The 26,111-nt window shown below is 37.1% G+C and carries 21 protein-coding genes; 7 read left to right on the forward strand and 14 right to left on the reverse strand.

Features of this window, described 5'->3' with window-relative positions; all coding sequences use genetic code 11:
• Positions 1-243 precede the first annotated feature (243 nt).
• The gene (locus tag BAZO_RS06560; protein ID WP_003330571.1) at positions 244-1,530 is read right to left on the reverse strand and encodes an MFS transporter; all 1,287 of its coding nucleotides are present in this window, start codon (positions 1,528-1,530) and stop codon (positions 244-246) included.
• Positions 1,531-1,717: 187 nt separating this feature from the next.
• Positions 1,718-2,971 carry a dicarboxylate/amino acid:cation symporter gene (locus BAZO_RS06565; protein ID WP_003330572.1) on the reverse strand — a complete coding sequence of 418 codons (1,254 nt, stop codon included), beginning with the start codon at positions 2,969-2,971 and terminating at the stop codon, positions 1,718-1,720.
• A 184-nt stretch (positions 2,972-3,155) separates the two neighbouring features.
• Between BAZO_RS06565 and yedE the strand changes: the two genes are divergently transcribed.
• Complete coding sequence (gene yedE, locus BAZO_RS06570) at positions 3,156-4,400, forward strand: selenium metabolism membrane protein YedE/FdhT (RefSeq protein ID WP_003330573.1); 1,245 nt, start codon at positions 3,156-3,158, stop codon at positions 4,398-4,400.
• An 84-nt stretch (positions 4,401-4,484) separates the two neighbouring features.
• A complete protein-coding gene (locus BAZO_RS21125) occupies positions 4,485-4,664 on the forward strand; it encodes a sulfurtransferase TusA family protein (RefSeq protein ID WP_035196371.1) in 180 nt (59 codons plus the stop codon).
• An 80-nt stretch (positions 4,665-4,744) separates the two neighbouring features.
• Here BAZO_RS21125 and BAZO_RS06575 read toward each other — a convergent pair whose 3' ends face one another.
• The 4 genes from BAZO_RS06575 to BAZO_RS06590 form a co-directional block, all read right to left on the reverse strand.
• Positions 4,745-7,174 carry a Lon protease family protein gene (locus BAZO_RS06575; RefSeq protein ID WP_003330575.1) on the reverse strand — a complete coding sequence of 810 codons (2,430 nt, stop codon included), beginning with the start codon at positions 7,172-7,174 and terminating at the stop codon, positions 4,745-4,747.
• A 175-nt stretch (positions 7,175-7,349) separates the two neighbouring features.
• A complete protein-coding gene (locus BAZO_RS06580; RefSeq protein WP_003330576.1) occupies positions 7,350-7,994 on the reverse strand; it encodes a PilZ domain-containing protein in 645 nt (214 codons plus the stop codon).
• Between the two features lie 293 nt (positions 7,995-8,287).
• Positions 8,288-8,698, reverse strand: a complete 411-nt coding sequence (gene spx / locus BAZO_RS06585; protein ID WP_003330577.1) for a transcriptional regulator Spx — start codon at positions 8,696-8,698, stop codon at positions 8,288-8,290.
• A gap of 20 nt (positions 8,699-8,718) precedes the next feature.
• Positions 8,719-9,333 carry a TetR/AcrR family transcriptional regulator gene (locus BAZO_RS06590; RefSeq protein ID WP_003330578.1) on the reverse strand — a complete coding sequence of 205 codons (615 nt, stop codon included), beginning with the start codon at positions 9,331-9,333 and terminating at the stop codon, positions 8,719-8,721.
• A 308-nt stretch (positions 9,334-9,641) separates the two neighbouring features.
• Here BAZO_RS06590 and pabB point away from each other — a divergent pair, with 308 nt between their 5' ends.
• Together pabB and BAZO_RS06600 are read left to right on the forward strand one after the other, a co-directional pair.
• A complete protein-coding gene (pabB, locus tag BAZO_RS06595; protein WP_003330580.1) occupies positions 9,642-11,399 on the forward strand; it encodes an aminodeoxychorismate synthase component I in 1,758 nt (585 codons plus the stop codon).
• Between the two features lie 131 nt (positions 11,400-11,530).
• Positions 11,531-13,093: a sensor domain-containing diguanylate cyclase gene (locus BAZO_RS06600; RefSeq protein WP_003330581.1), complete on the forward strand. Its 1,563-nt coding sequence runs from the start codon at positions 11,531-11,533 to the stop codon at positions 13,091-13,093.
• 26 nt (positions 13,094-13,119) lie between these two features.
• On the opposite strand, the gene BAZO_RS06605 is transcribed toward BAZO_RS06600, so the two are convergent.
• The 7 genes from BAZO_RS06605 to BAZO_RS06635 form a co-directional block, all read right to left on the reverse strand.
• Complete coding sequence (locus BAZO_RS06605; RefSeq protein ID WP_003330582.1) at positions 13,120-14,565, reverse strand: DEAD/DEAH box helicase; 1,446 nt, start codon at positions 14,563-14,565, stop codon at positions 13,120-13,122.
• Between the two features lie 118 nt (positions 14,566-14,683).
• Positions 14,684-16,210 carry a tripartite tricarboxylate transporter permease gene (locus BAZO_RS06610; protein WP_003330583.1) on the reverse strand — a complete coding sequence of 509 codons (1,527 nt, stop codon included), beginning with the start codon at positions 16,208-16,210 and terminating at the stop codon, positions 14,684-14,686.
• A 12-nt stretch (positions 16,211-16,222) separates the two neighbouring features.
• Positions 16,223-16,678, reverse strand: a complete 456-nt coding sequence (locus tag BAZO_RS06615; protein WP_003330584.1) for a tripartite tricarboxylate transporter TctB family protein — start codon at positions 16,676-16,678, stop codon at positions 16,223-16,225.
• Between the two features lie 179 nt (positions 16,679-16,857).
• On the reverse strand, positions 16,858-17,898 hold the full coding sequence (locus BAZO_RS06620) for a Bug family tripartite tricarboxylate transporter substrate binding protein (RefSeq protein ID WP_003330585.1): 1,041 nt from the start codon (positions 17,896-17,898) through the stop codon (positions 16,858-16,860).
• 142 nt (positions 17,899-18,040) lie between these two features.
• On the reverse strand, positions 18,041-18,736 hold the full coding sequence (locus BAZO_RS06625; protein WP_003330586.1) for a response regulator: 696 nt from the start codon (positions 18,734-18,736) through the stop codon (positions 18,041-18,043).
• A 1-nt stretch (position 18,737) separates the two neighbouring features.
• On the reverse strand, positions 18,738-20,339 hold the full coding sequence (locus BAZO_RS06630) for an ATP-binding protein (RefSeq protein WP_003330587.1): 1,602 nt from the start codon (positions 20,337-20,339) through the stop codon (positions 18,738-18,740).
• Positions 20,340-20,466: 127 nt separating this feature from the next.
• On the reverse strand, positions 20,467-21,594 hold the full coding sequence (locus BAZO_RS06635) for a 2-methylaconitate cis-trans isomerase PrpF family protein (RefSeq protein ID WP_003330588.1): 1,128 nt from the start codon (positions 21,592-21,594) through the stop codon (positions 20,467-20,469).
• 144 nt (positions 21,595-21,738) lie between these two features.
• Between BAZO_RS06635 and BAZO_RS06640 the strand changes: the two genes are divergently transcribed.
• Together BAZO_RS06640 and BAZO_RS06645 are read left to right on the forward strand one after the other, a co-directional pair.
• Positions 21,739-22,617 carry a LysR family transcriptional regulator gene (locus BAZO_RS06640; protein WP_003330589.1) on the forward strand — a complete coding sequence of 293 codons (879 nt, stop codon included), beginning with the start codon at positions 21,739-21,741 and terminating at the stop codon, positions 22,615-22,617.
• Positions 22,618-22,802: 185 nt separating this feature from the next.
• Entirely contained in the window at positions 22,803-24,122 is a 1,320-nt protein-coding gene (locus tag BAZO_RS06645) for a CitMHS family transporter (RefSeq protein WP_003330591.1), read from the forward strand.
• A gap of 79 nt (positions 24,123-24,201) precedes the next feature.
• Here the strand turns inward: BAZO_RS06645 and yyaC are convergent, their stop codons facing one another.
• Complete coding sequence (gene yyaC / locus BAZO_RS06650) at positions 24,202-24,759, reverse strand: spore protease YyaC (protein WP_003330592.1); 558 nt, start codon at positions 24,757-24,759, stop codon at positions 24,202-24,204.
• 172 nt (positions 24,760-24,931) lie between these two features.
• On the opposite strand from yyaC, the gene BAZO_RS06655 reads away from it, so the two are divergent.
• Positions 24,932-26,068: an AbrB family transcriptional regulator gene (locus BAZO_RS06655; protein WP_003330593.1), complete on the forward strand. Its 1,137-nt coding sequence runs from the start codon at positions 24,932-24,934 to the stop codon at positions 26,066-26,068.
• Positions 26,069-26,111 lie beyond the last annotated feature (43 nt).

Genomic DNA, 26,111 nt, shown 5'->3' on the forward strand with positions numbered 1-26,111 from the left:
TGATGATGGATAACTCGATTTTATCCTCACCAAACAGAGCTTAGGAGACGTTTGATGATAGATAACTTGATTTTATCCTCACCAAATAGGGCTCGGGAGACGTTTGATGATAGATAACTTGATTTTATCCTCACCAAACGGAGCTCGGGAGACGTTTGATGATAGATAACTTGATTTTATCCTCACCAAACGGAGCTCGGGAGCCATTTGATGGTAGATAACACGCAGTTATCCTGCACCAAATTATATCTCAGCACGATTTGATGATGGGTAACTACTTGTTTTCTCTTCTTCTTTACTTATTAGGAGACTACCAATTAACCCCAACAACGTAAAAGCTACCGGAATTATAAATCCGTAATGATAGCCAACATTACTTGCAGTTATACTAAAATGATCTAATACCCTTCCGAAAAGGCTTGGAAGTAAAACGGCACTTAGGAATCCCCCAGTATTGGCAAAACCTGATATTACGCCAACTTCGTTTACAGGAAAGGATTCGCGGACGATTGCAAATGTTAATGCACTTGCACCATTACCGAAGCCCAATATAAAGAAAAGAATAATTAATAGAGAAAAAGACGGCTTTCCATTTAATACTACTAAAGCTAGCCAAACAACCAAAACAATCGAATAGATAAATACAAATGGTTGTTTGATAGAATTAAGACGCCCAGAAACCCAAGTTGTTAATGGTGCACCGATTATGGCACCAAAAACACCAAGCATGACAAGCTGACTCGCTCCAGAACGCGTTAACCCATAGACATCCATACCGTAAGGAACTGCCCACGAGCCAATAAATCCAACATACGTTCCCACTAATCCAAAGTGACATAGAAACACGGCCCAAGCCTGCCTGTTTTTACAAACCCGTAATAAAAGGCTCGAAGTTTTTTCACGATTTTGCTTAACTGCTTTAGGAAAAACGACGGGATTATCTTTTCCAATTTGCTCTGATTTTTTTATAAGAATTAAATATAATAGGAGTCCACAAATACATAAAATGATTCCTACAGTTAAAAACGGTGGTCTCCATCCTGTCAAAGCAATCCATTTTGAAAATGGTACGGTTGCCAATAAAAATCCCAGACTGCCGCTCATTCCAGCGAACCCTATTAATTTAATAAATTCTTTAGGCTTAAACCATTGGCTTAAGATCGCCACCAAATTCACCCATATCGTAGAGTCACCAATGCCCACCAATAATTTTGCAAAAATAAGGACATATTCATTGGGAGCTATACTATAGACAATCGTTCCGATTCCATTAAGAAGCGTTCCTACAATCAGAAAATAATTAGGACCGAAACGGTCTGATAAAATCCCAATCGGTATTTGCAGCCCCGTATAAGCTAAAAATTGAATACTTGTCAGTAAACCGATAACGGAAGCGGAAATTCGAAAATCTATCATTAACTGATCCGTGATTAATCCCGGCGCCGTTCTTTGACTAACAATCAAAAAGTATGTGAATAATACCGCTAAAAAAACAACCCATCTATAATTACTGTTCTCTCTATCTTCCAATTTACCTCTACTCCTGTTTCATAATATTTCTTAATTATACTCTAAGAAAAACACGTAATTTGCCCATAATGGCAAATTACGATGTACCTAAAGGCCCTATTTTCTTATACTTTAATCTATAAAACCTTATACTTATAGTACAAAAAAAATCTAGAGGCAGAGCCTCCAGATTCCTTGATTAAAATTTTTAATTGGTAAAAGCATGTCTTAACCAATTCTTTCCTTCCACCAATCTACTGACCATCATCGCGCAAACCGTGTTTCCAGTAGAATTCAACAAGGTTGCTGGTGCATCAATAATCGTACTGATTACAGCAATAATTGGCAGTACTTCAGGAGGAAATCCAAAAACGCTTAGAATCAGCATTTCACCAATCATCCCGCCGCTAGGAATTGCCCCCATCACAGCCCCAACCAAGAACGAAACTGCTAAAATCGCTAGAATACTCGACATACTTGTCATATCTTTTCCGAACAAACTAAACAAGAAAACTATTTTAAAAACTCCACCGAAAACAGAGCCATCCTTATGTGTATTTGCACCAAGCGGAATAATTGTTTCAGCTATATCATTCGGTACGCGCATTTTTTTCACTGCATCAAGATTAATAGGAATACACGCTGCACTTGAGCATGTTGCGATTGCTGTTACGGAAGGGGTAATTGCATTTTGCCAAAATACTTTTACACCCTCTCTTCCTCCAGCAATAAAAGCATAAAGTGTAAAGAAACCAAAATAATAGACAAGAGTAATAACAAGATATAATGCGAAAACACGAGCATATCCTTCCAAAATTTGTGGCCCAAGCTCACCGATAATCGTTGCAAAATAACATCCAAGTCCAATAGGAGCATAGTACATAATGATCTTTACAAATTTCATCATGATAGCTGAACCAGCAGATAACACAGTAGCGAATGGCTTCCCTTTTTCGCCAACAAGCGCTGTAGCTAAACCGAATAAAATCGAAAACACAATTAACTGCAGCATATTACTTTTTGAAAACAATAAATTAAAATCGGAAACGGAGAATGTTTTTACAAGCTGACCAAGTAAGGTTAATTCTTCAGCCCCTTCGTCTCCTCCAGTGTCCGCCATTAAACTCTTAATCGACTCAACATCGGCATTTTTTAAAGGGTCAAAAATAGATATCCCGATAAATCCCAAAACTGCTGAAATGAGAGCCGTTATGAGAAAGACAATCACGATACTTCCCATAATTTTTCCTAGCCTTTTCATGCCGCCCATATGGGCGATAGCCGAAGAAATACTGAAAAAGACTAAAGGCACAATAATCATAAACATCAAATTTAAAAATAAATCCCCAAACGGTTTGACAACTGTCGCCTTCGGACCAAAAATAATTCCGGCAGCGCCACCTATCACGATCGCAGCCAATAATAAAATCGTTAACTTATAATTTGATAACAATCTTCCCAAGATTGCCACTTCCCCCATTTTTTATCTTAAGATAATAATACACCATAAGGATACAAGCCAAAAAGAGGGAGCATGGAAAATTCTTTAATTCGACAAATTAAAATTATTAATTATAATTATAAGGTATGTTAATAATCATATAATTAGATTAGGACTTAGGAATAGCGCAAGGAGTGATAATTAAGTGTTTAAATCATTTTATACAAAAGTCTTTGTGAATTACTGGAATCCATATGTTGCAGTTGGATTAGCCGGAGTACTTAGTGCTTTTTATTTTGCCTTGACCGGAACTGTTTGGGCGGTCACAGGGGAGTTTACCCGATTTGGAGGCCATCTACTTCAATTTTTCGGTGTCGATATTTCTGATTGGGCATATTTTAATCTCGTCACCATGAATGGAACAACCTTTACCCGCACCGATGGTTGGATTATCATTGGAATGTTTGTGGGTGCCTTAATTACCGTTTTGCTAGGTAAAAATTTTAAAATTCGTGTTCCACAACAAAAACGACGTTTAGTTCAAGCTTTCATCGGTGGACTTATTGCCGGATTTGGTGCACGTTTAGCTTTAGGCTGTAATTTAGCGGCATTTTTCACAGGAATCCCACAGTTTTCTTTCCACTCATGGATTTTCATGGTGACAACTGGGATTGGAACATACTTAGGAGTAAAAGTTATTAATACAACATGGTGGCGCGGAAAGCCAAATCTTCAAAGAAAGAAACCTACTTTAAGTAATGCCGTACCAAAACAAGCCAAAAATAGTAATATTCAAGTTTATCTTGGAATTGGCATTGCCTTCATTTTTGCTATTATACTAGTTTCATATGTTGCAAATGGTAAAGCGTTATTAGCAGCTGCAGCCTTATTTGGAGCTGGATTTGGTATTCTAATAGAAAGAGGACAAATTTGTTTTACATCTGCATTTCGTGATTTATGGGTCAGTGGACGTGCCACTATGACCAAAGCATTGGCTGTAGGGGTAGGCATAAGTGTAATTCTTACATTTATCTTCCTTCAATCTGGAATGGAAGCTGTTATTAAACCAGCTGCACCAAGTACTTTTATTGGTGGTCTTTTATTTGGACTTGGTATCGTTCTTGCTGGTGGTTGTGAAACAGGATGGATGTACCGTGCAATGGAAGGGCAAGTTCTCTTTTGGGTTGTCGGTTTAGGAAATATTACAGGAGCAACAATACTCGCATATGCTTGGGATCATCTTGGTTTTTACAGCGTTTTAACAGAAGGATGGCCTAAATTGAACTTAATCGAGGCATGGGGACCTTATCAGGCACTGTTTGGCACAATGGCTATGCTTGCTGCATGGTTCTTCTTGTCCAATTGGTGGGAAAAGCATTATCGTTATGGAAAAGGTTTGACAGTCCCAGAAAAAGATACCTATATTGTAAAACCTGCTGTTAAACAATAATGATATTGAGGGTGAAAAAACATGAACGAAGAAGCAATAGACTTTATCTTAGATATCCGTGGTGAACCTTGACCGTATCCAGTCATGTATACGCTGGATGCGTTACAAACAATGAAAACTGGCGAAACATTACAAGTAATCGCCGATTGTCCGCAATCTTTCATCAGCGTGCCTGAGGAAGTAGTTAAGCACGGCTACGAATTGATGAAAGAACCGGAAAAACAAGGACCGGATTTATATTTTTATATTCGTGTAAATAAATAGATAAAAACAAAAGGCGGTCAATGTGAACCGCCTTTTTAAATATCTTCACTCAGAGTAGCCACAGTTCCCGACCCTCTGGTTCATTCATTTTTTGTTTTTTTCGTTGACTCATACATTTTGTTAAAACGTTCCTCAACTTTTGCAAAAATTGTATTGGAAGGATATTTTCCTTTTTCGTTCCGTACATTTCCTGCACTGACGCCTGTTAATATTTCAATGCCTTCAGCAATATGGCTGATTGCCCAAATATGAAATTGGTCCTTGTTGACTGCTTCCACAACATCATCTTCAAGCATTAAATTTTGAATATTTTGTTTTGGAATGATCACGCCTTGTTTACCGGTTAGGCCTCGCTCTTTACAAATATGGTAAAAGCCTTCAATTTTTTCGTTTACGCCGCCAATGGATTGGATTTCTCCCCATTGGTTTACTGATCCCGTTACCGCTATACCTTGGTAAATGGGCACCTCAGCAAGAGATGAGAGTAAAACATATAATTCCGTACTGGAGGCACTGTCACCATCAATTGTTGAATACGTTTGTTCGAAGGTAATGCTTGCTGATAATGGAATTGGACGATTTTTTGCGAATTCTCCGGAAAGGAAACCTGTTAAAATCATCATACCTTTATTATGAATTTGACCACTTAGGGCAGCTTCTCTTTCAATATTCATAATCCCGCTTTTGCCAACGTAGGTTTGAGCTGTAATTTTCGTTGGAATTCCAAATACTGAATCCCTTGTACCTAGAACAGCTAGACCATTAATTTGTCCGACTCGTGAACCGTCTGTTTCAACCATGATCGTGCCGTTATTGATCATTTCTCGATACTGTTCTGTTACATGATTAGAGCGAAGCGCCTTCTCAGATAATGCTTTTTCAACATGCAGGCCATCAACAACAGATTCATTGTCTAATTTCGCCCAATAGCTAGACTCCACTAAAACCTTTGTGATTTCATGAAAATTCGTTGATAGCTTCGATTGTTCATCCACTAATCGGGAGCTGTAATCGATTACCTTTGCAATCGCCCGGCGGTGGAATGGGAGCAGCCCTTCTTGGTCCACGAAGTTTTTCACGAATCGTGCCATTTTCCAGCTGTTTTCTTGATCCTTGTCCATTAGCGTAACAAATTCCACTTTTACTTTGAAAAGCTTATGAAAGTCTTCATCGAATTCTGCCAGAAAGTCATAAAGATAATAGGAGCCAATAATAATAACCTTTAGATTCAATGGAATCGGCTCCGGTTTAATTCCGCTTGTAGGAATCACTACATTGTCCTCATTTAAATTTTCAATCTGAATACTGCCCGTTTGCAGGGCTCGCTTCAGTCGAATCCAAGCATTTGGATGCTGCAGAAGTTCTGTTGCTTGCAGGATTAAGTAACCACCATTAGCAAGATGCAGTGCCCCCGGCTTCACTAAAGTGAAATCTGTATCCCAGCTTCCCAATGAACCATGGTATTCTACTTTTCCAAATAAGTTATGGTAGGTTGGATTTGTTTCATAAATGATTGGTGCCCCGTTCAAATTTCTTTGGCTAACAAATAAATTGACCGTGTAGCGACGGAGGTATTGTTCCTTGGAACCCATCAAAGCATTCATAATATTTTGCTGCTCATCTTGCGGCTTATCCTCGATGAAAAATGAAAAATGAGTGACTACATCGTGGAAATAGGCTTCAAGGTATTCAAGCACTTTTTTGCTCTCCTTATAGGTTTCTCTAAGTGGTTGAAAAAGCTCCTGAATGGAATTAGCAGCTGTTTCCATCATAAATTGATTTACCTTTTTCTTTAGTTGGTCCTCTATTTTTAGAATTTGGTAGATGGTTTCATCAATTTTATTCTCAACTAGATTTTCTCTGTCCTTAATCATCTTTTTGTTCGTATCGGCTAGTTGTTCAAACTCCTTTATTTCCATTGGACGGCCAAAAAATAGTGGGATGGTTTCAATTCCTGTTGGAGTCCGTTCTATTTTAATTTGATTTTCCAGGGCATAGGCATCAGTCTGTTCCCAAAGATCTTCTATTTCATCCCGAAATTCATCTAGTATTCTCCGTTTCTCTTTTTCAAATACTTCACTAGTAAAAGACGAGCGGATAAGTCGTTCAATATCAATTAATAATACTTCCATTTCCCGTTGAAATTTCTGCCCCATGCCAGCTGGAAAAGGGATCACAAGCGGCATATCCGGATTTTCAAAGTTATAGACATAACACCAATCAGTTGGTACTGCTCGCAGCTCTGCGACCTTTGAAACACTATCTAAGGCGTACGTCATCCTGCCAGTACCTGCAGGGCCAACTACGAACAAGTTATATCCTGATTGTTCAACGGCTAGTCCAAAATTCATTGCCTTCTCAGCACGTTTTTGCCCTATCATTTCATTTGGCAATTTCTCAAGATCATCTGTTGTCTCAAATGAAAAATTTTCTGATTCAAACTCAGAACAAAGTTTTGATGCAGGTACCCGGTGAATCGATAAAACATTTTCATATTCTTGTATGTTCATATTTAACCCCTCGCTTTACCGTCTTTTCCAAATTCTATCATATTTAATATCGATATTTGTTTAGAAAAACACGAAATTTGCCCACTAATGCAAATTTCGATGTTTTTTCTTATACTGATTTCAATAAAAATACATACTTATCAGTACAAAATACAAAAAATTCCACTTCCTAGAATCAGAAAGTGGGAGTTTTCAATCCTGAATATATATTTTCAATGTATTTCTTCAATTGTGTTTGATGCGATTCAATTAAATTTAAGAATTGAACTGAAAAAATGTAATCGCCATTTTCACTAGTAGCATGAACATTACGGCTAATCACAACTTCATCATCGTCATCGCCAAAGAAAGGGGGGCCTAATTTTATTTCGATTAAATTTCCTTGTGAGATATACTTACTTCCGGTAAACTGTGCTCCTCCTAAACTAATATTTAAAAAGCTGCCTTTCTCCCATTTGTAGTATCTTGGTGGAAATTCGCGGTAAAACATTTCAATTTCATCTGCAATCGGTAATCGAGTATCTTGCCGCTTACTCTGAAACTTAAGATCAGAAACCGCCTTCAACAGTAAAATTCGATCATTGTCTCGTAGACTATCCGATACTATTTCTACATCCAACAAATGAATCTCATGGTCAATGGTTTCAATTGTAATCCATAACGGCTGCTTTCCGAGGGGAACGGACTTTACCTTTTCCTCCAATAATTGAAGCTCAAATAGTTCATCCTTAATTAGCACAATTTGACCAATCCATAATTCATGTTTATGCTTTAAAGTGCAGATTTCACCAAGAAGATGAGGTTCCAAATGATAACTCATTAGTTTTCCCCCCTATCGATAAAATGGAGATTTCAGCTATAAATCATATCTATTTATATTATAAATTCATCTTGAAAACTCATATTCCTGTATCATATTATGGACATTGCGTGACAAAATAGAAAAGCTTAAAGCTAGTTCAGCGACGTATAAACTGGAGCACATCGACTGAGGTAAAGGAAACACGATGAGCCATTAGCGAATCGATGTTGACTTATCGTAGGGAGGTGGGCGAAGTTTACTAGTCGCTGGGTGCTGGAGCTAGACAAAAAAAAGCGGACGATCAACCATTGTTAACCATCCACCATCGATAATTGCTGCGTATATAATTGAAGCCATTGGCGTTTACGAACTTTTCTAGGAAGAAATTTCCGTATATCATCCTCGTTATAGCCAATTACCATTTTTTTATTATCAATGATGATTGGATTTCGTAATAAGCCAGGATGACTTTCAACTAAATTTAGTAATTCCATTAGAGAAAGATCCTCAAAATCTAAATCAAGATCTTTATAGATTTTTGATCTAGTTGCGATAATTTCATCTGTTCCTTCTGATGTTAATGACAGTACCTCTTGAAGTTCATGGACTGTTAATGGATTCTTAAAAATATTCCTTTCAACATAGGGAATACTATGTTTTTCAAACCATTCTTTCGCCTTTCGAAACGACTCACACGGGGATCCATAAATTGTTACAGTCATCAACCAACATCCCTTCTGCCTTAGATTTTCTTTAAACCCTTTTTCAATAATTCAATTTCAATTAAGTAATTATTCATAGCTTCTTTTTCAGATAAATTTTGTGCAAATTTTTCAATTAGATTGCGTAGTGTAATCGTTATGACTATTTTCATTAGATGAAGTAATTCTTGATCATTGGCAACATTTAAATCATCTCTTTTAATAAGCAAGCTTATTTTTTTAAAATGTTCGATATCACCGTCTGCATGAAAAATTTCATTAAATTTATTTTCAATTTCATGCGTCATATTCAAAAAGACATTTTTTAAAAAATTAATATTTTCACCTTTTGATAGTTCTCTTACCGTTAATCCGTACAATTCAGTCATCGTATCAAATAAGTCACCATCACACTTTTGCAAGGACAAAATGAAATTCTCTTTATTTTTAAGTATTTGTTCTTTTAATAGAAAGAAGTACGCATCCTCTTTGTCTTCAAAATATTGATAAAAGCTCCCTCTCGGTATGTTCGCCGCTTTAACAATATTAGAAATTGAGGCATTATATAATGGAACTCTGGAAAACTCTTGTTCAAGTGCTTCAATCAATAATTGTCTCTTATCCTTTGCCAAATTAAAAAAAGTAATTTTGGGCAAAATAATACCTCCTGTTCATTCGGAACTATTTACCCTTTCCATTAATAGTAATATACAAATGTGTCCTAACGATGTCGAAACCTTGAATTCTTTATTCTATTCATTATTATGACACTTTGTCATGCCCTTTATACTTAATTTTAAATGACACTATGTCACAAGTCAACAAATAAATGACAACATGTCATTTACTTTGAGCCATAGGGTCTGCCCCTGGGACAGAGGATCGGGTTCTCTGTCCCAGATTCAAATGTGTTATTATTAGAAACAAAACTTTAATGAAAATTTAATGAAAAGGAACTAACTACATGCAAATAGAAAATAAAGCAAAACTGGGACCCCTTTTATCCTTTGAATATGTTGATTCTTCCGGTGAAATACAACCACTTACGTTTTGCAATCCACAAAAGATCATTGTTGCCCATACAATGGATGAAGTGTTAACGAGCCTGCAACTAGTACAGGATGCGGTTAACAAAGGATTCTATGCTGCAGGATTTCTATCCTACGAAAGTGCGCCAGCCTTTGATAAAGCTTTAAATGTAAGTGAAGGACATTCTATGCCGCTTTTATGGTTTGGCTTATTTTCTGAGCCCCAGCATTCTTCGTTAAGCAGTTCAGGCTCATACAATCACACGCAATGGCAGCCTTCCATTAGTATGGATGATTACCAGACTGCAATTTCAGCTATCAAGCAATTTATTGCAAGCGGAGATACGTATCAAGTCAACTATACGATTCGGCTTACCTCCCAATTTCAAGGAGACGATATCGCCCTTTTTGAAAAATTAAAAAAGGCCCAATCTTCAAATTATTGCGCTTATATCAATACAGGAGAACATAGTATAATTTCTGCTTCACCTGAACTTTTTTTCCACTTAAAAGAAGATCGGATAATTACACGTCCAATGAAGGGGACGGCTAAACGCGGGAATTCTATAACAGAAGATGAAGCAATAGCCAAGTGGCTCTATCATTCAGAAAAAAACCGTGCTGAGAATGTCATGATTGTCGATTTACTTCGCAATGACCTAGGAATGATTGCTGAATCTGGATCTGTTCATGTTCCAAAGCTTTTCGAAATTGAACGATACCCAACCGTTCATCAAATGACATCAACAATCACGGCAAAGGTATCTGAAAACACTACTCTCGTCGATATTTTTAAAGCACTCTTTCCATGCGGATCCATCACTGGCGCACCGAAAATCAGGACAATGGAGATTATTAAGGACTTAGAATCAACTCCACGCGAAGTATATTGTGGAGCTATCGGCTTTATAACACCGCATAAAGAAGCAATCTTTAATGTACCGATAAGGACGGTTGTAATTGAACAAGGGTCTGGTGAGGCAATCTACGGGGTTGGCGGTGGTGTAACATGGGATTCAACTGTGGAGGGAGAGTATAATGAAATACTTGAGAAAGCTAGCTTCCTTGAGGTGGAGCGCCCAGAGTTTCAACTACTTGAAAGTTTATTATTAATAGACGGAGAGTATTTCTTATTAGAGAAACATCTCAATCGTTTACAAAATTCGGCTCAATACTTTGGTGGATTTCCCTTTAATAAAGAGGTTATTCAAAAAGTACTGCAAGCCTTTGCAAAGGAAAATAATATAGGAAGGTTGAAGGTTCGTTTCCTCTTACCGAAAAGTGGAAAGATGACAATTGAAGCTAGCCCCATCATCCAACCGGAAGAACCATTGAAGGTAAAGCTAGCTGACAAACCTATAACAATAGATAATCCATTCTCGTATCATAAAACAACGAACAGAGATGTATATACTCAATTCCAAAAGAAATTCCCAGATGTCTTCGATGTCCTTTTGTGGAATGAATCCGGGGAATTAACGGAATTTACGAACGGCAATGTTGTTCTGGAAATGGATGGCCAACTATGGACACCACCGATTACTAGCGGCCTATTAGCTGGCACTTTTCGGGAATCATTAATCGATAAAGGAGAAATTCAAGAAAAGTCATTGACATTATCTGATTTAAAGAAATGTACCAAGCTGTGGTTTATAAACAGTGTACGCAAATGGGTCGAGGTCAAAATCATTTAGGGTGAGCCACAAGGTCTCGCCCCATGGCTATTTAGTGAACATATGCCAAAAGAACTATTATTATTTTACTGATATGGTAAAATTATACTAGAATGAAGATCTTCACTTTTATCGCAAAAGGGGAAATCATTATGGCTATACTAAAAAAAGGGATAAAATTGAACTTTGCGATAAGTCTATTAGTGGTTTTTACTGTCTTTAGCACTACCCTCATAAACTGGTATTTATCAAATCAAGACTTGAAAAATACTTTAACAGCAAATCATTTAGAAAATAACTATCGTTACGCACAGAAGGTTTCCATAAATACAAATGTTTTACTTGATGATATTCAGCATAATCTTGGTACATTAGCTAAAATTATTGGTCAGCAAGAATTCAATCAAACTGATTTAGATAATTGGAGGACCGGCAATAGTGGTTATTATAATTCACTATTTATCACAGATGCAAACGGTATTGTTCAATTAATGAGCCCTCAGGCGGTTCCAAACAATAAGGGCGGAGTACAGCCTGGAACGAAAATTAAATCTACACTTATGGAGCAGGCTTTACAAGAGAAAAAACCGTTTATTTCAAATCCTTATTTGGCACAAACCGGGAACTTAATGGTGCTAATATCCTATCCGATTTTTAGTGACGAAGGAATTTATAAAGGTGTTGTAGACGGCACAATCTATCTCGAAAGTAATAATTCTCTTAAAAGACTACTAAATCATCATGAGTTTTTGGACAAGTCCTCTGTTTTTGTTGTTGATCGTTCAGGGACTATTATTTATCATCCTGATCCTGGCCAAATCAATAAATCCATTGCTGATCATCCTCTTGTCCAAAATATCATGAAGGGGAAAAGTGGTTCTGCTCAAATTATTAACAACAGGGGCACTGAATATTTTTCTGGTTATGCCTTTGTAGAAAACACTGGTTGGGGAATCATTGCACAAACGCCCACTTCTGTTATCGAAGAATCGCTTCGCATCTTAACAAAAAAAACTATTATTCAATCACTTCCGCTTTTATTAGTCGTTTTAGTACTTGGATGGATTATTTCAAGTCACATTACTAGTCCAATTAATAAGTTAGCAAGATTTTCAGAAGAAGCCATTCTTCCTAATAAAGACACTAAATCCATTCGTCTGATTGAAATGAGAGCATATATATATGAAGTTCGTCAGTTGTTAAAGCATATTCAAGAGCATTTTCAAGTATTAACGAATCAAGCCCATCAAGATGGTCTAACTGGATTAGCCAATCGAAGGGCTTTTGATCAAGATATCCAAAAACTAATAGATCAACAAATCCCATTTTCATTAATTATGGCTGATATCGACCATTTTAAAGAAGTTAATGATGAACATGGTCATTTAGTTGGAGATGATGTGTTAAGATTTCTTGCTTCGATCATGCTTGACATAATTCGGGGAGAAGATTTGTGTTATCGCTATGGTGGTGAAGAGTTCGCAATCATCATTAAAGAAAAAAATGAGGAAGAAGCCTTTGCTCTAGCAGAACGATTGCGGATTAAAATAGCGGAAACGCCGAGCCCTATCGGAAAAGCTATCAATATCTCTTTGGGAATATCTTCATACTATAAGAAAGACCAGCTACCTGAAAGGGTCATAAAAAGAGCTGATACAGCCCTTTATCAATCTAAGCATAATGGAAGAAATAGAACTACCATCTACCGTTCATAATAATGCGGGGCAAATTAATGTCCCGCTTATTTGGCTATATGAACTTTTAATAGCTTTCCTTTTATCGTGGTTGTCCTCATTGTTTGTAAAACGAGTGGTCCCTTGCCATTTAATATTTCAACAAAGGTTTCGTTTTCGTGGATCGTAATAATTCCAATATCATCCACACTAATACCTTCAATCTTTGCAATAGTGCCTACAAAATCTACAGCCCGAAGCTTCTTTTTCTTGCCACCATTAAAATATAACCGCATGATGTTTTTGTTTAATTTTGCACTTTTATCTTCTTTTAGCGTAGGTTTTTCGTTAATCTTCGCTTTAAACGCTGCCGTTTTTAGCTTAACTTCTTCCTTTGAAGGCGGATCTTTTCTATGTAATTCAAAACCTAAATATTTTTCAATTTCAGTTAAGTACTTTTCTTCAAGTGGATCTATAAATGTTATCGCTTTTCCCACCTTGCCTGCCCGCCCTGTTCGCCCAGTGCGGTGTACATAGGTTTCTTTTTCACGTGGCATGTTATAATTAATTATTAGAGTAATATTCTCAATATCAATTCCTCTAGCTGCCACATCTGTAGCGATTAAATACCGGAATTTCCCTCTTTTAAAATCATTCATAACTGCAAACCGCTCTTCTTGGTTCAGACCTCCATGTAATTTTTCACATGGGAATTTAAATCGATTTAGTTGCTTATGAACCTTATTTACTTCCTCTTGAGTTCCGCAAAAAATAATACAGCTGTCTGGGTTTTCAACTGTAATTACTTCTTTAAGAAGGGGTAGTTTTTCTTCCCGCTCCACTATTAAAAGTGAATGATCAATTTTATCTGTAGTAACCCCTTTATCCTGGATATTTATCTTGATTGGATTTTTCATATATTTATGGCAGAGATTTTCGATATCATCAGGTAAGGTAGCTGAAAAAACACAAGTCATCCGCTCTGTTGGCAGTTTCTTAATAATCGCTTCAACTTGATCAATGAACCCCATGTTTAGCATTTCATCTGCCTCATCAATAATTAGAAATTTCAGCTGTCCCACCACAAGTGTACCTTTTTCAAGATGATCTAGCACCCGCCCAGGAGTACCAACTACTACATGTGCTTTTTGCTTTAGTTCTACTTTCTGTTTTGCAAACGACTGCTTTCCATATACAGCAACAGCTTTGATCCGTTTAAACCTACCAATATTCGTTAGATCCTCTTTCACTTGAGCAGCCAGTTCGCGGGTTGGTGTAAGAATTAGTGCTTGAGGCTTGTTTTCCTCCCACGCTACCATCTCACAAAGGGGTATACCAAAAGAGGCCGTTTTACCACTACCCGTTTGTGATTTTACTATCAGGTCTTTTTTTTCTAATGCAATCGGTATTACTTCAGCCTGAACTTCAGTCGGGTTTTTATAGTTCAAGCTTTCAAGTGCTCTTACAATCTCTTCACTTATTTGATAGTCCTTAAAGCTTTTATTTATCGCCATTATTTATAGACCCCTATTCGTCAGTGTTCTTCTATTGAATAAAGGTAATCTATTTTATCAGCAAAAACAAGGCATAGAAAAAGAGTAGATGATTTCTCTCATCTCCTCTTCCTTAGGATCAACCTTCTTCATTTATAATGACACTTTTTCCTCTCATTTTTAAAATCATTGGAATTACCATCCACAATACTGCTATAATTAGGAAGCTTAAAGATAATGGTTTTTGTAAAAAGATCATGAAATCACCGTTTGAAATCGTCAATGCTCGACGCATATTGTTTTCAATCATTGGACCTAATACTAGTCCTAATACAAGCGGTGCAACCGGGAAGTCATTCTTAGTCAAATAATATCCAGCAACACCACAGCCAAGAAGAAGCAAAAGGTCAAATGTAGTAAATTGGACTGCATATACCCCAAAAATGGAAATTGCAATTATAAACGGTAGTAAGTATTTCTTAGGAGTTTCAATAATTTTTGCAAATACTTTTACAAGTGGCATATTTAATGCAAGTAACATCAAGTTACCGATAAACATACTGGCAATTAATCCCCAAGCAACATTTGGATGATCTGTAAATAGTAATGGACCTGGTTGAATATTATACATAATCAAGGCGCCCATTAAGATTGCTGTTGTACCTGAGCCGGGGATTCCTAATGTTAGTAATGGAATCATCGCTCCACCCGATGCCGCATTATTAGCTGATTCAGGAGCAGCTACCCCTTCAATCGCACCTTTTCCGAAATTCTCACGATTTTTGCTCACCTTTTTCTCAGTAATGTAAGAGAAGAAAGAAGCTAATGTTGCACCAGCCCCGGGAAGAACGCCGATAAAAAATCCTAGTAAAGATCCACGCAGAATCGGAGCTGTGCTATCCTTAAGATCTTTTTTCGTAGGAAAAACACGTCCGACCTTTGCAATTTCTCCATCATCATCTTCCTTGTGGAGAATCGTTTTAAATACTTCTCCTAAAGCAAATAAACCTACCGCTACTGTTAAAAATTCTAATCCTGAATATAATACCGGAATATTATACGTAAAACGGGCTACCCCTGAGACATTATCCATACCGATTGTTGCAAGCAATAAGCCCACAACTGTCATAATAAGTGCTTTTGTCATTGATTTTCCTGCAAGTCCACTAACGGCACAAAGACCGAGAATCATTAGTGAAAAGTACTCAGCAGGACCGAAGGATAAAGCGACATTTGACAACGGCTCGGCTAAAATAACAAGTCCCACTAATGCAACAATCCCAGCAACGAAAGAGCCAATCGCCGCAATGGCCAATGCCGCACCAGCCCGGCCATTTTTCGCCATTTGGTAGCCGTCCAATGTCGTTACAACAGACGAAGACTCACCTGGCGTGTTTAATAGAATGGAAGTAGTTGAACCCCCATACATCGCACCATAATATACACCAGCTAATAAAATAATAGAACTTGTCGCAGCTGATTCCGGGTCAAGTCCCGATGTTATAGTGGCTGTTACCGGTATCAATAAAGCAACCCCACTCATCGGACCAATTCCCGGTAGTACACCTACTGCTGTTCCAATTAATACTCCAAAAAATGCAAATACCAGATTATGCCACTGCATAGCAAGGGCAAAACCATCACCTAGAAATTGCAATGTTTCCATTATTTTCACCCCCTAGCTGAACCATGTTGGAAACCCCGGTAATGTACCTTCTAAAACCTCTACAAAGAGGAAGTAAATACCATAAGAGAATGCACCTGAAATTAATAGTGTTTTCAACCATCCACCCTTCTGCATCACTTGGAAACTAATTGTTAGGAATAGGAAGGTCGTAATGACGTACCCTAATGTTTCAAGTAATAAAGCGTAGAGAATCGCAGAAACTAAAATAACAAGAAATCTTTTATAATCAAGAGACTCTTTATTTTTTCCCTTATTTACATATTTAAAAGTTTCATAGAAAAGCCGACAGCTTAATATAATTAATAATGCTCCTAAAACTTTCGGAAAAACATCCGGCCCTACATTACTTCCATAAGAAGACGTAGAAATCTTAGTGCTTTCAACTATAATTCCAATTCCTAATACTAAGAAGATAATACTGGAGTAACGATCAAATGTCTTACTCATCTTCATACTCACCACCTAATCAAATGCGCCTTGGCGTATTTGCGCCCAGATTTTTTCGAGCTTGCTCGAAAAACTACCTCTAAAAATCTGAGGCATCCGCCGGAGGCTTTACTTTAAAGTAAAGATTAGGAGAAGAGGACAATCTCTTCCCCTGGTTTAATCAAATTCGCCTTGGCGTATTATTTTTGCATTCCAAGTGCTGTCAATAATTCAATAATGTCTTGATCTTGTTCTTCTAAGAATTTCGTGAAGTCTGCTGAGTTTTTATACTCGCTTGCCCAACCATTAGCTTCTAGCTCTTTTAACCATAATTCATTTTCAGATAAAGCTTTTAATTTTTCATCCCAGAATTTCAATTCTTCTTCTTTCATTTCTTTCGGTCCAAAAATTCCACGCCAGATTGTAAATTCAGCATCAACTCCTTCTTCTTTAAACGTTGGAATATCAGCTAAATCTCCACCTAAACGCTCAGTAGAACTAACGGCAAGGACACGAACTTTACCAGCCTTTAAATACTCTGTAATTGATGATGCATCTGTTCCAATAAGGTCGGCATTTCCGCCAAGTAATGCAGCAATGGCTTCACCACCGCCATCATAGGAAACATACTTCACTGCTTTTGGATCAATTCCATATTTAAATGCTGGTAAAACTGCCACTAGGTGGTCCATTGAACCAGGGGCTGAACCTCCAGCAACAGTTACTTTTGTTGGATCCGCCTTAATTGCATCAAGAGCAGATTTTAAATCTTGATATGGAGAATCTGCTTTTACAACAATCGCACCATAATCCCGAGTTAATTGTGCTAAAGGAGTTGTATCCCTATATCCATATGGACTATTTCCTTCTTTCTTATCATTGTTAATTAGGATTGGTGGTGAACTTACCATTAACTTGTACGGATTAGCCTTTTCCTGTGTTGCGTACTCTGCCATATAAACAGCGCCGCCACCACCGGGTTTATTCTCGACTGTCATCGTTTTATCTACTAATTTTGTTTCAGCAAGAACTTTAGCAACTGCACGTGCAGTTAAATCCCAGCCTCCACCTGCACCAGATGGCGCAACAATTGTAATTGGTTTTTCCGGATAAGCGGATGCTGCAGGAGCCCCTTCGGATTTAGTGTCTGTACTTGCTTTCTCTCCCCCGCCCCCACAAGCGGCTAGGCTTAGTGCCAACATACCTGAAAGAAATACTGCAGAAAATTTTTTAAGCTTCATTTTTAAATCCCCCTTTGTATTTTTTTATCGAAAAAAGACAGCGTTGTAAGCGCTGTCTTAAAATTATCAGAACATTATCTATATTAGAAGTATTAGGTCATAAGTTATATAAACCACTTAAACTTCATTTTGTTCATAAAAATCACGAATGAACACGGAAATACCTCCGCTCAGGACGGCCAACATTTCCGTAAATAAGCTCCGCATAAACACTTTTCTTAGATATTAAATATTCTAGGTAGCGTCGTGCCGTTGAACGACTTACACCAGACTCCGCACTTAAGGCTTCTGCCGTGATTCCTTCTTTACCAATCGATTCAATACATCTTAGAATTTTTTCTAATGTTAAAGGGTCAATTCCCTTTGGAGAATCATTTGCTTCACTCGTCCCGGCTTTGGTCCTTGTATTCCATAAACTCTCAATTTGTTCAGGTGTCAGCTCTTGATTTCCTTTTAATTTTGCTATCTTATGTTGGTAGTTTTCAAGGCTTTCTTTAAAACGATCAAAGGTTAAAGGTTTAATAATATAATCAAAAGCACCACCACGTAGAGCATGGCTGACAATGTCAACTTCAGATGCAGCGGTAATCATAATGACATCAATTTCTTGAAAATTTTGGCGAATAAACTTAATCAATTCAACGCCTTTCATGTCAGGCAAATAAACGTCAAGCAAGACTAAATGTGGCTGCACAACCTCTAACCACTCTTTTGCCTGTTCCCCTGTTGTTGCTGTTGCAATCACTTTAAACCCCTCTATTTTTTCCGTAAAACGACGATGAATTTCTGCAATTCGTGGGTCGTCCTCGACAATTAACACTTCAATTAAATCGGACATTTTACTCCAACCTTTCCTTCGGTATTGCTATAATGAATAGAGCACCCTCCCAGTCCCCTCTTTCGATAGCCAACGTTCCATTTAAGTCTTCAACCAATTCTTTTACCCTCGCCAGACCGTATCCACGGTTGCCGCCTTCCTTCGTTGAAAAGCCTCTTTTAAAAATACTGGATATCATATAATCTTCAATTCCAGGACCCGAGTCTTCCACCTCAATCAACAAATCATCACCAATATCGGTAATAAAAAGCCTTACTTTTTTATTTGTTGGACCGTTTTTTGCAACTGCCTCAAAAGCATTGGTTATTAAATTACCGAGAATGGAAACTAAATCGCTTTGGTCTATATGGCTTGGCATTTGCTCTATACTACTTTCCTGGTCCAAAATAAAATCAACTTTTAATTCGCGGGCACGATTATAAAAACCTACTAAAATTCCACCTAACCAAGGATCATTCAATTTTTCCATAATGAATTTGGCAATGCCTTGTTGAACAGTTGTTTCTTTATGAATCAGTTCCATTGCTTCATCATAAGCTTCCAGCTGTAATAGACCTGATATTGTATATAAAAGATTATTGAACTCATGGGTTTGCGCTCGAAGGGCTTCCGTATACCTTTTGACCTGTGATAATTCTTCTGTTAATTGGTCCATCTCCGACTTTAATCGGAAGCTTGAAACAATACCAATTACGTCCTCTTTCACCTTGACAGGCAATTGATTGACAATTAATTTTTTCCCATTAAACTCCACTTGTTTATCGAGTTTTTCTTCTCCAGTACTTAAGATTTCCAGCATCGCCGTAGTTGGAATAACCTCCCACACGGGTTTTCCGACAACTTTTCCCTTTTCAAGTGAAAGAATATCATAAGCCACACGATTGACTATTACGATTATTCCTTCTTTATTAACCACAATAATTCCTTCACGAACAGACTGAATGACCGCATTACGAACAGTATACAGAGCTGAAATTTCCTCTGGTTCCAGCCCAAACATACCTTTCTTAATTCTGTTAGCAATATAGATTGAACCTACCGTACCTATGATCAAGCCAGCTAAAGCTATAAGAATAATAAAAGGTACATAACCTTTAACATCATTTTTGATATCGTTCATCATAAACCCAACTGAAACAATTCCAATAATGTTATTATTATCGTCTTTAATGGGTGCCTTGCCACGAATTGCCCATCCTAAGGATCCCTTTGCTTTCGATATGTATGACTCCCCATAAATTAACGCTTTATCATTATCCCCTCCCACCATCCTTTTTCCGATTCTTTCAGGAATTGGATGTGAATAACGGATCCCTTCATTATTACCAACGACAATATATTCAGCGTCTGTCTCTATACGTATTTTTTCAACCACAGGTTGAATGATTTTCCATGGTTCATCTGTTTCAAAGGCATTACGAATTTCCGGCATTGACGCAACTGTAGTAGCTACATGCAATGCATCTTCTCCAAGCTCCTGTTCAAATGATTCAGAAAATATTTTATAGAATAACAAGCTTGTTAAAATAATTATAAAAAGAATTAGGGTAAGTGTAAAAATTGTAATTCGATATTGAAGTTTTATGTTTTTTAGCGTTTTCATTTTACCCATCCTTAAATCGGAAGTAGTTAAATTATACTATAGATACTGTTGTATGAAAATTTCAATGATTAAAAAAAGGACCACTCTGAGCGAGTAGTCCATTTTCTAGTAGCTGTTTATTACACTGTTAAGCTAATTGATAAGAGAACTTATGACTCTTTTTCGTATAAACATAGCCTTCCATGATCGTTCTTGCGGTTCGTACAACTTTAATAGCACTTATATGACCTCCAAGAAATTCTACCTTTGTTTCCATAATTCCACCTGGGTGTGCTAATCGCAAAACATCATGCTTAATATTTATCATATCTGAAAGAATGCTATCGTTCAAAAAAGCCCCTGTCGATGTACAAATTGCACCTGTGATTGCCAAAGCTTGATGTGGCTTTTGCATTGACATCATCCTAATCATTAAATCCATTTCTGAAGCATTTCTTTTTGTTCCAGTAATATCAATATAATCCATTGGAGGTGCAATTATCGTCATTTTCGGTACAGCCGGGGATTTCAGTGTTGCAGATTTCCGATCAGCAAATCCGCACATTTCAGCCGCAATCGAACGGATCGCCTCTAACTCATTAAGTTTTTCTTCAGTATAGTCAGAAGGTGACTCATTTCCAATTAAGCCAACGTCCTGAGCTCTTACAAAAACTAAAGGATTAGCCGCATCAATAACGGAAACAGGAATCAGACGATCCTTTGTTTTGATCATATCAATTGGATTTCCAGTTGGTAATAGTTTACCTGTTACAGCACCTTCAGCCCGATTAAAAGATAGATAAATAGGTGCCCCTGTCCCAGGAACTCCAGGAATAGAACAACTTCCTTCTGTCTTCACTTGTCCATTTTCAACTTCAACTTCCGCTGTAATTAACTTTTGTGTATTTGTATTAAAAATCCTTACGATTGTAATTGGTTCCTTAGCAGCTACAAGTCCTTGTTCGATTGCATATGGGCCCACTGCAGATGATATATTACCGCAGTTTCCCTTAAAATCTACCATTTGATTATCAATACTTACTTGGGCAAAAGTGTACTCGACGTCATATTCAGGTGAATCTGACTTCTTAATAATGGCTGCCTTACTCGTTAAGGAATTAGCCCCCCCAAGACCATCGATTTGTCTACGGTCCGGACTGCCCATGATATCAAGTAAGAAGTCTTCCCAATGAAATCGGTTTGCAGGCATATGTTCAAAATTTATAAAAACCCCTTTACTTGTTCCCCCACGCATAATTACTACTGGTACTTTCATATCGCTAACCACCTTTGCTCGGAATTTCTCACTAGTAGTTCCTTTAAAAATATAGTATGATAGCTCCAATCATAAGTGAAATACATATTTTTTAACTAAAATCTAAAAAAATACTTATAACCTAATAAAAGGAGAACTGCAAATATGGATGAAAAAGACTGGACAGCAATTAGCGTATTGTATGAAGAAAAAAATATCAGCCGGGCAGCAGAGCGTTTATTTATTTCACAGCCGGCCTTAACCTATCGACTAAAAAACCTAGAAAAAGAGTTTGGAACAAGTATTTTTTATAAAATAAAAGGAGGCATAGAGTTTACCTCTGAAGGTATACATTTAGCAAACTATGCTGAAGAAATGATTCAAAAGCTTCAAAAAACGAAGGATTATATGTTAAATATGCAAAAGGAAGTGCGGGGAACGTTACGTCTAGGTGTATCTAGTAACTTCGCACAATATAAGCTTCCCAAAATATTAAAGAAGTTTTCAACAAAATATCCCCATGTACAATTTAATGTCAATACAGGTTGGAGTACGGAAATTATGCAGCTACTTGATAGTGGGACAGTTCATTTAGGAATATTACGGGGAAATTATGAATGGTATGGAATAAAAACGCTTCTCCACAAGGAAAGACTCTGTTTAATTTCAAAAAAAGAGGTCCAGATAAGTAATTTACCCAACCTTCCATTTATCAATTATAAGACAGACAGTTCACTAAAAGGTTTAATAAACGGATGGTGGCAGGACCGTTTTCCAGAACCCCCTTTAATTACCATGGAAACAGACCGACAAGAGACTTGCAAGGAAATGGTAAAAAATGATCTTGGTGTTTCCATCTTACCTGAAATATGCATGCAGCCTTCTGATAACTTGTATACTTATGGATTATCTTATAAAAACGGGGAACCGGTATTAAGAAATACATGGTTAATGTATAACCAGGATTCTTTAAATCTCTCTTCTGTAAAGACTTTCGTTAATTTTTTAAACAACCATACCAATCTTAATGGTGATGTAGAATAAAGGGATTATAAAATTTTTTTTAAAAAAACTTAAAAAAATATCTATTTCACTTATCAGTAGGTTTATAATATTCTAAAAATAGCAAACAGGAAGTTAAGAAATAATGCAAGAAATCGTAGGTTTCTTATTTTATTTTTTATTCCTTATTTGTAAGCGATTTCGATACAGGAGGGGATTTTTTCATTATGCTTACTTTTCTAGGATCTTCAATGGTAATTGTATTTACCTACTTAATTATGTCTAGGCGCTTATCACCAGTTGCGGCGCTTGTAATCGTTCCGATTATCTTTGCATTATTCGGAGGTTTCGGTATTGCAGAACTTGGGGATATGATGGCCGATGGGATCAAAACTGTTGCATCATCAGCTGCTCTACTATTATTTGCTATTCTATTTTTCGGTATTATGATTGATGCGGGTCTATTTGATCCACTTATTAAAAAAATATTAACTATCGTTAAAGGGGATCCTGTCAAAATCGCAATAGGAACGGCCATTATTGCAATGACTGTTGCGTTAGACGGCGATGGTACAACAACTCATATGATCACGATTTCCGCTATGTTACCGCTTTTTATACGGATTGGTATGAATCCACTTGGACTTGCTACAATCTCTTTACTATCTGTCAGTATCATGAGTGGGATGACTCCTTGGGGCGGACCGGCAACAAGAGCAATCGTATCTTTAGGCTTGGACGCAAATGAATTCTTCGTTCCAATTCTACCTACAATGCTTGCGGGTATGGCTTCTATTCTATTCATTGCTTTTTTAATCGGGAAAAAGGAACGTGCAAGACTTGGGGTTATTGATTTAGATGTTGCTGCTAAGAAGAATTCTTTTGCTTTTGCGGAAGCAGCCGTAACAGCTGTTGCAACTGTTACGGATGATATTAAACGTCCTAAATTAATTTGGATTAATCTTCTTTTAACAGTCGCCGTTATGTATATTTTAATCGCAGGAATATTACCTGCTGCAATAATATTTTTAATTGGGTTTGTAATCGCTGCCATGATTAACTACCCAAATATACAGAAGCAAAGCGAACGCATTGCTGCACATGCAGGTAACGCTATTACTGTTGTTATATTAGTATTTGCTGCTGGTATTTTTGCAGGAATTTTTTCCGGTACAAAGATGGTTGATGCTATCGCCAATTCCATGGTATCTATCATTCCAGAGTCCTTAGGTGGATTCTTCCCTACCGTTGTTGCTTTAACGAGTATGCCACTAACTTTTGTTCTATCCAATGATGCCTATTACTTTGGAGTTTTGCCGATTTTGGCTGAAGCAGGAGCTGCTTATGGTGTTGATCCATTAGAAGTTGCAAGAGCTTCTGTTTTAGGACAACCGGTTCATTTTTTAAGTCCACTTGTAGCATCCACATTTTTACTTGTTGGTATGTTAAAAACAGATTTCGGAACAATGCAGAGATATGCATTTAAATGGGCTATACTATGCTCGTTAGCCATTATTATAGTTGCTTTCTTAACAGGGGCTATTTAATAAATAAATTAGTCAAATAATTACAGGTTTCCATATATCGGCAATGAGGCTGACTCTTAAAGGGTCAGCCTCATCCAATCTATTCATTTGCTGATTGAACAATTATGGTTACAATTTTCTTGGCCAGATTCATAACTGTATATAGACGGGTGTCATTTAGAAATTGCATAGTTGGTAATGGATCTATATAGTTTACTACTCCTGAAAAATGATAATCCCCTACTTCTGGCAAAACTTTTTTTAGAGCTTTACCTGGAACAAGTGGTCCTTCCTTAAATAAAACATGGCCTACTTGGTTTTGTTCACCTAAACATGCATCTATACTAAAAATAAGAGTTTTCTTAAATTGTTTTTTTATGTCCTTTAACGTATCTTTCAAATTAAAAGCATGAACAGGGGTTTCTAAAGTACCATATACTTGATATGGTACTTTATGTTCTTTAAGCATAGTTCCAACTAGAGGACCAAGCGAGTCCCCGACAGACCGGTCAGAGCCGATGCAGAGAATGATAATATCTTCTATTTTATAACCAGAAGAGCGAATAAGCTCTTTCATTATTAAAGCTAAATTTTCAGTACTTTTATCATTGGAATCTACAGAATATATCTGTATCTCTTCTCTATTGTATTGACTCATCCTCATTCTCCTTTTTACGTTGGAATCGGAATTTAGCATACATGGTGTTTGTTAAAAAATTAATACCATATTTAAAATATAGACTAAATAATACAATATGTGTATTATCATTTTTTTATATCAGAAAAAATAATGGTTTCTTAAACTATTGTTTTGAAAGAAGGTAAAGTAAGTGAAAGGCAGCAAAGGTTTTTTACGAATATTTTTATTTGTAGTCTTAAGCGGGGCCGGTGGGTTCCTTCTATCCCTCACCGGCCTCTCAATCGGTTGGATGATTGGTACATTAATTATGGCGACTGTTCTTTCTTTTACACGACCGAAGTTTTTGAGCATACCCAATAATAAGGCAGGCATCCCTAAATATTGGCTATATATAGGGCAATGTATCTTAGGAATTGAACTAGGACAGAAAATGAATACCACTGTATTATTTACTTTTAGAGATAATTGGCTGGCTATTTCTATCATGCTTCTCCTGTCTATTTCTTTCTCCTTGCTTGCAGGGTTTATTTTATGGAAATATAGTAATTTGAATATGCTAACTAGCTTTTTCGCTACTGCACCTGGAGGAATGTCTACGATGCCTGGCATTGCGGATGAGGTAGGTGCCAACACTGGGGTTGTTAGTATCATTCAGACAGTCCGTGTATTTTTAGTTATTCTTACGATACCTGTTCTTCTATCATCTTGGTTTAGCAATCAGGTAAACACAGAATTTAGCAATATCATTTCTAGTGAAACTATCAGTTTTGAGCCTAATCAAATATTAATGACAATAATATTAGTACTTGTAGCAGTTGTTGGGTATTTTTTAGGAAAATATTTGAAATTCCTAGCTCCATGGTTGATTGGGAGTATGGTAAGTGTAGCTATCTTCAAATCATTTAGCCCACTATTTTTTGGTCACGATCTTTTGGCATGGTGGCCTCATGAATTGATTATTTTTTCTCAAATTTTCATCGGTGCAAGTATAGGTTCTCGTTTCATTAAAAGTATGTTTATTGGGATAAAGAAAACTTTAATTATATCTTCCTTGTGCACAATTATTCTCATTTTCTCTATACTTGTCTGTGCATATATTGTATCAACTATAACCGGGATAACATTTATCACTTCAGCCTTAGCATTTGCGCCTGGTGGTGTCGCTGAAATGACCACTACAGCCGTTGTCCTGAAAGGGGATCCTACATTTGTCGTGGCCGTGCAAGTACTGCGGATAATCGCTGTATGTGTAACTCTACCTCCTGTTTTTAAGCTTTTAAATTACTGGGATTTAAAGAAGAATTCACATACCCAAATTTCGGCATAGTAATGGAAAATTGACCAGGGAGCCCCCAATGAGACCCCTGGTC

It is taken from the genome of Schinkia azotoformans LMG 9581 (assembly GCF_000307855.1).
In the GTDB taxonomy this organism is placed as follows: domain Bacteria; phylum Bacillota; class Bacilli; order Bacillales; family Bacillaceae_J; genus Schinkia; species Schinkia azotoformans.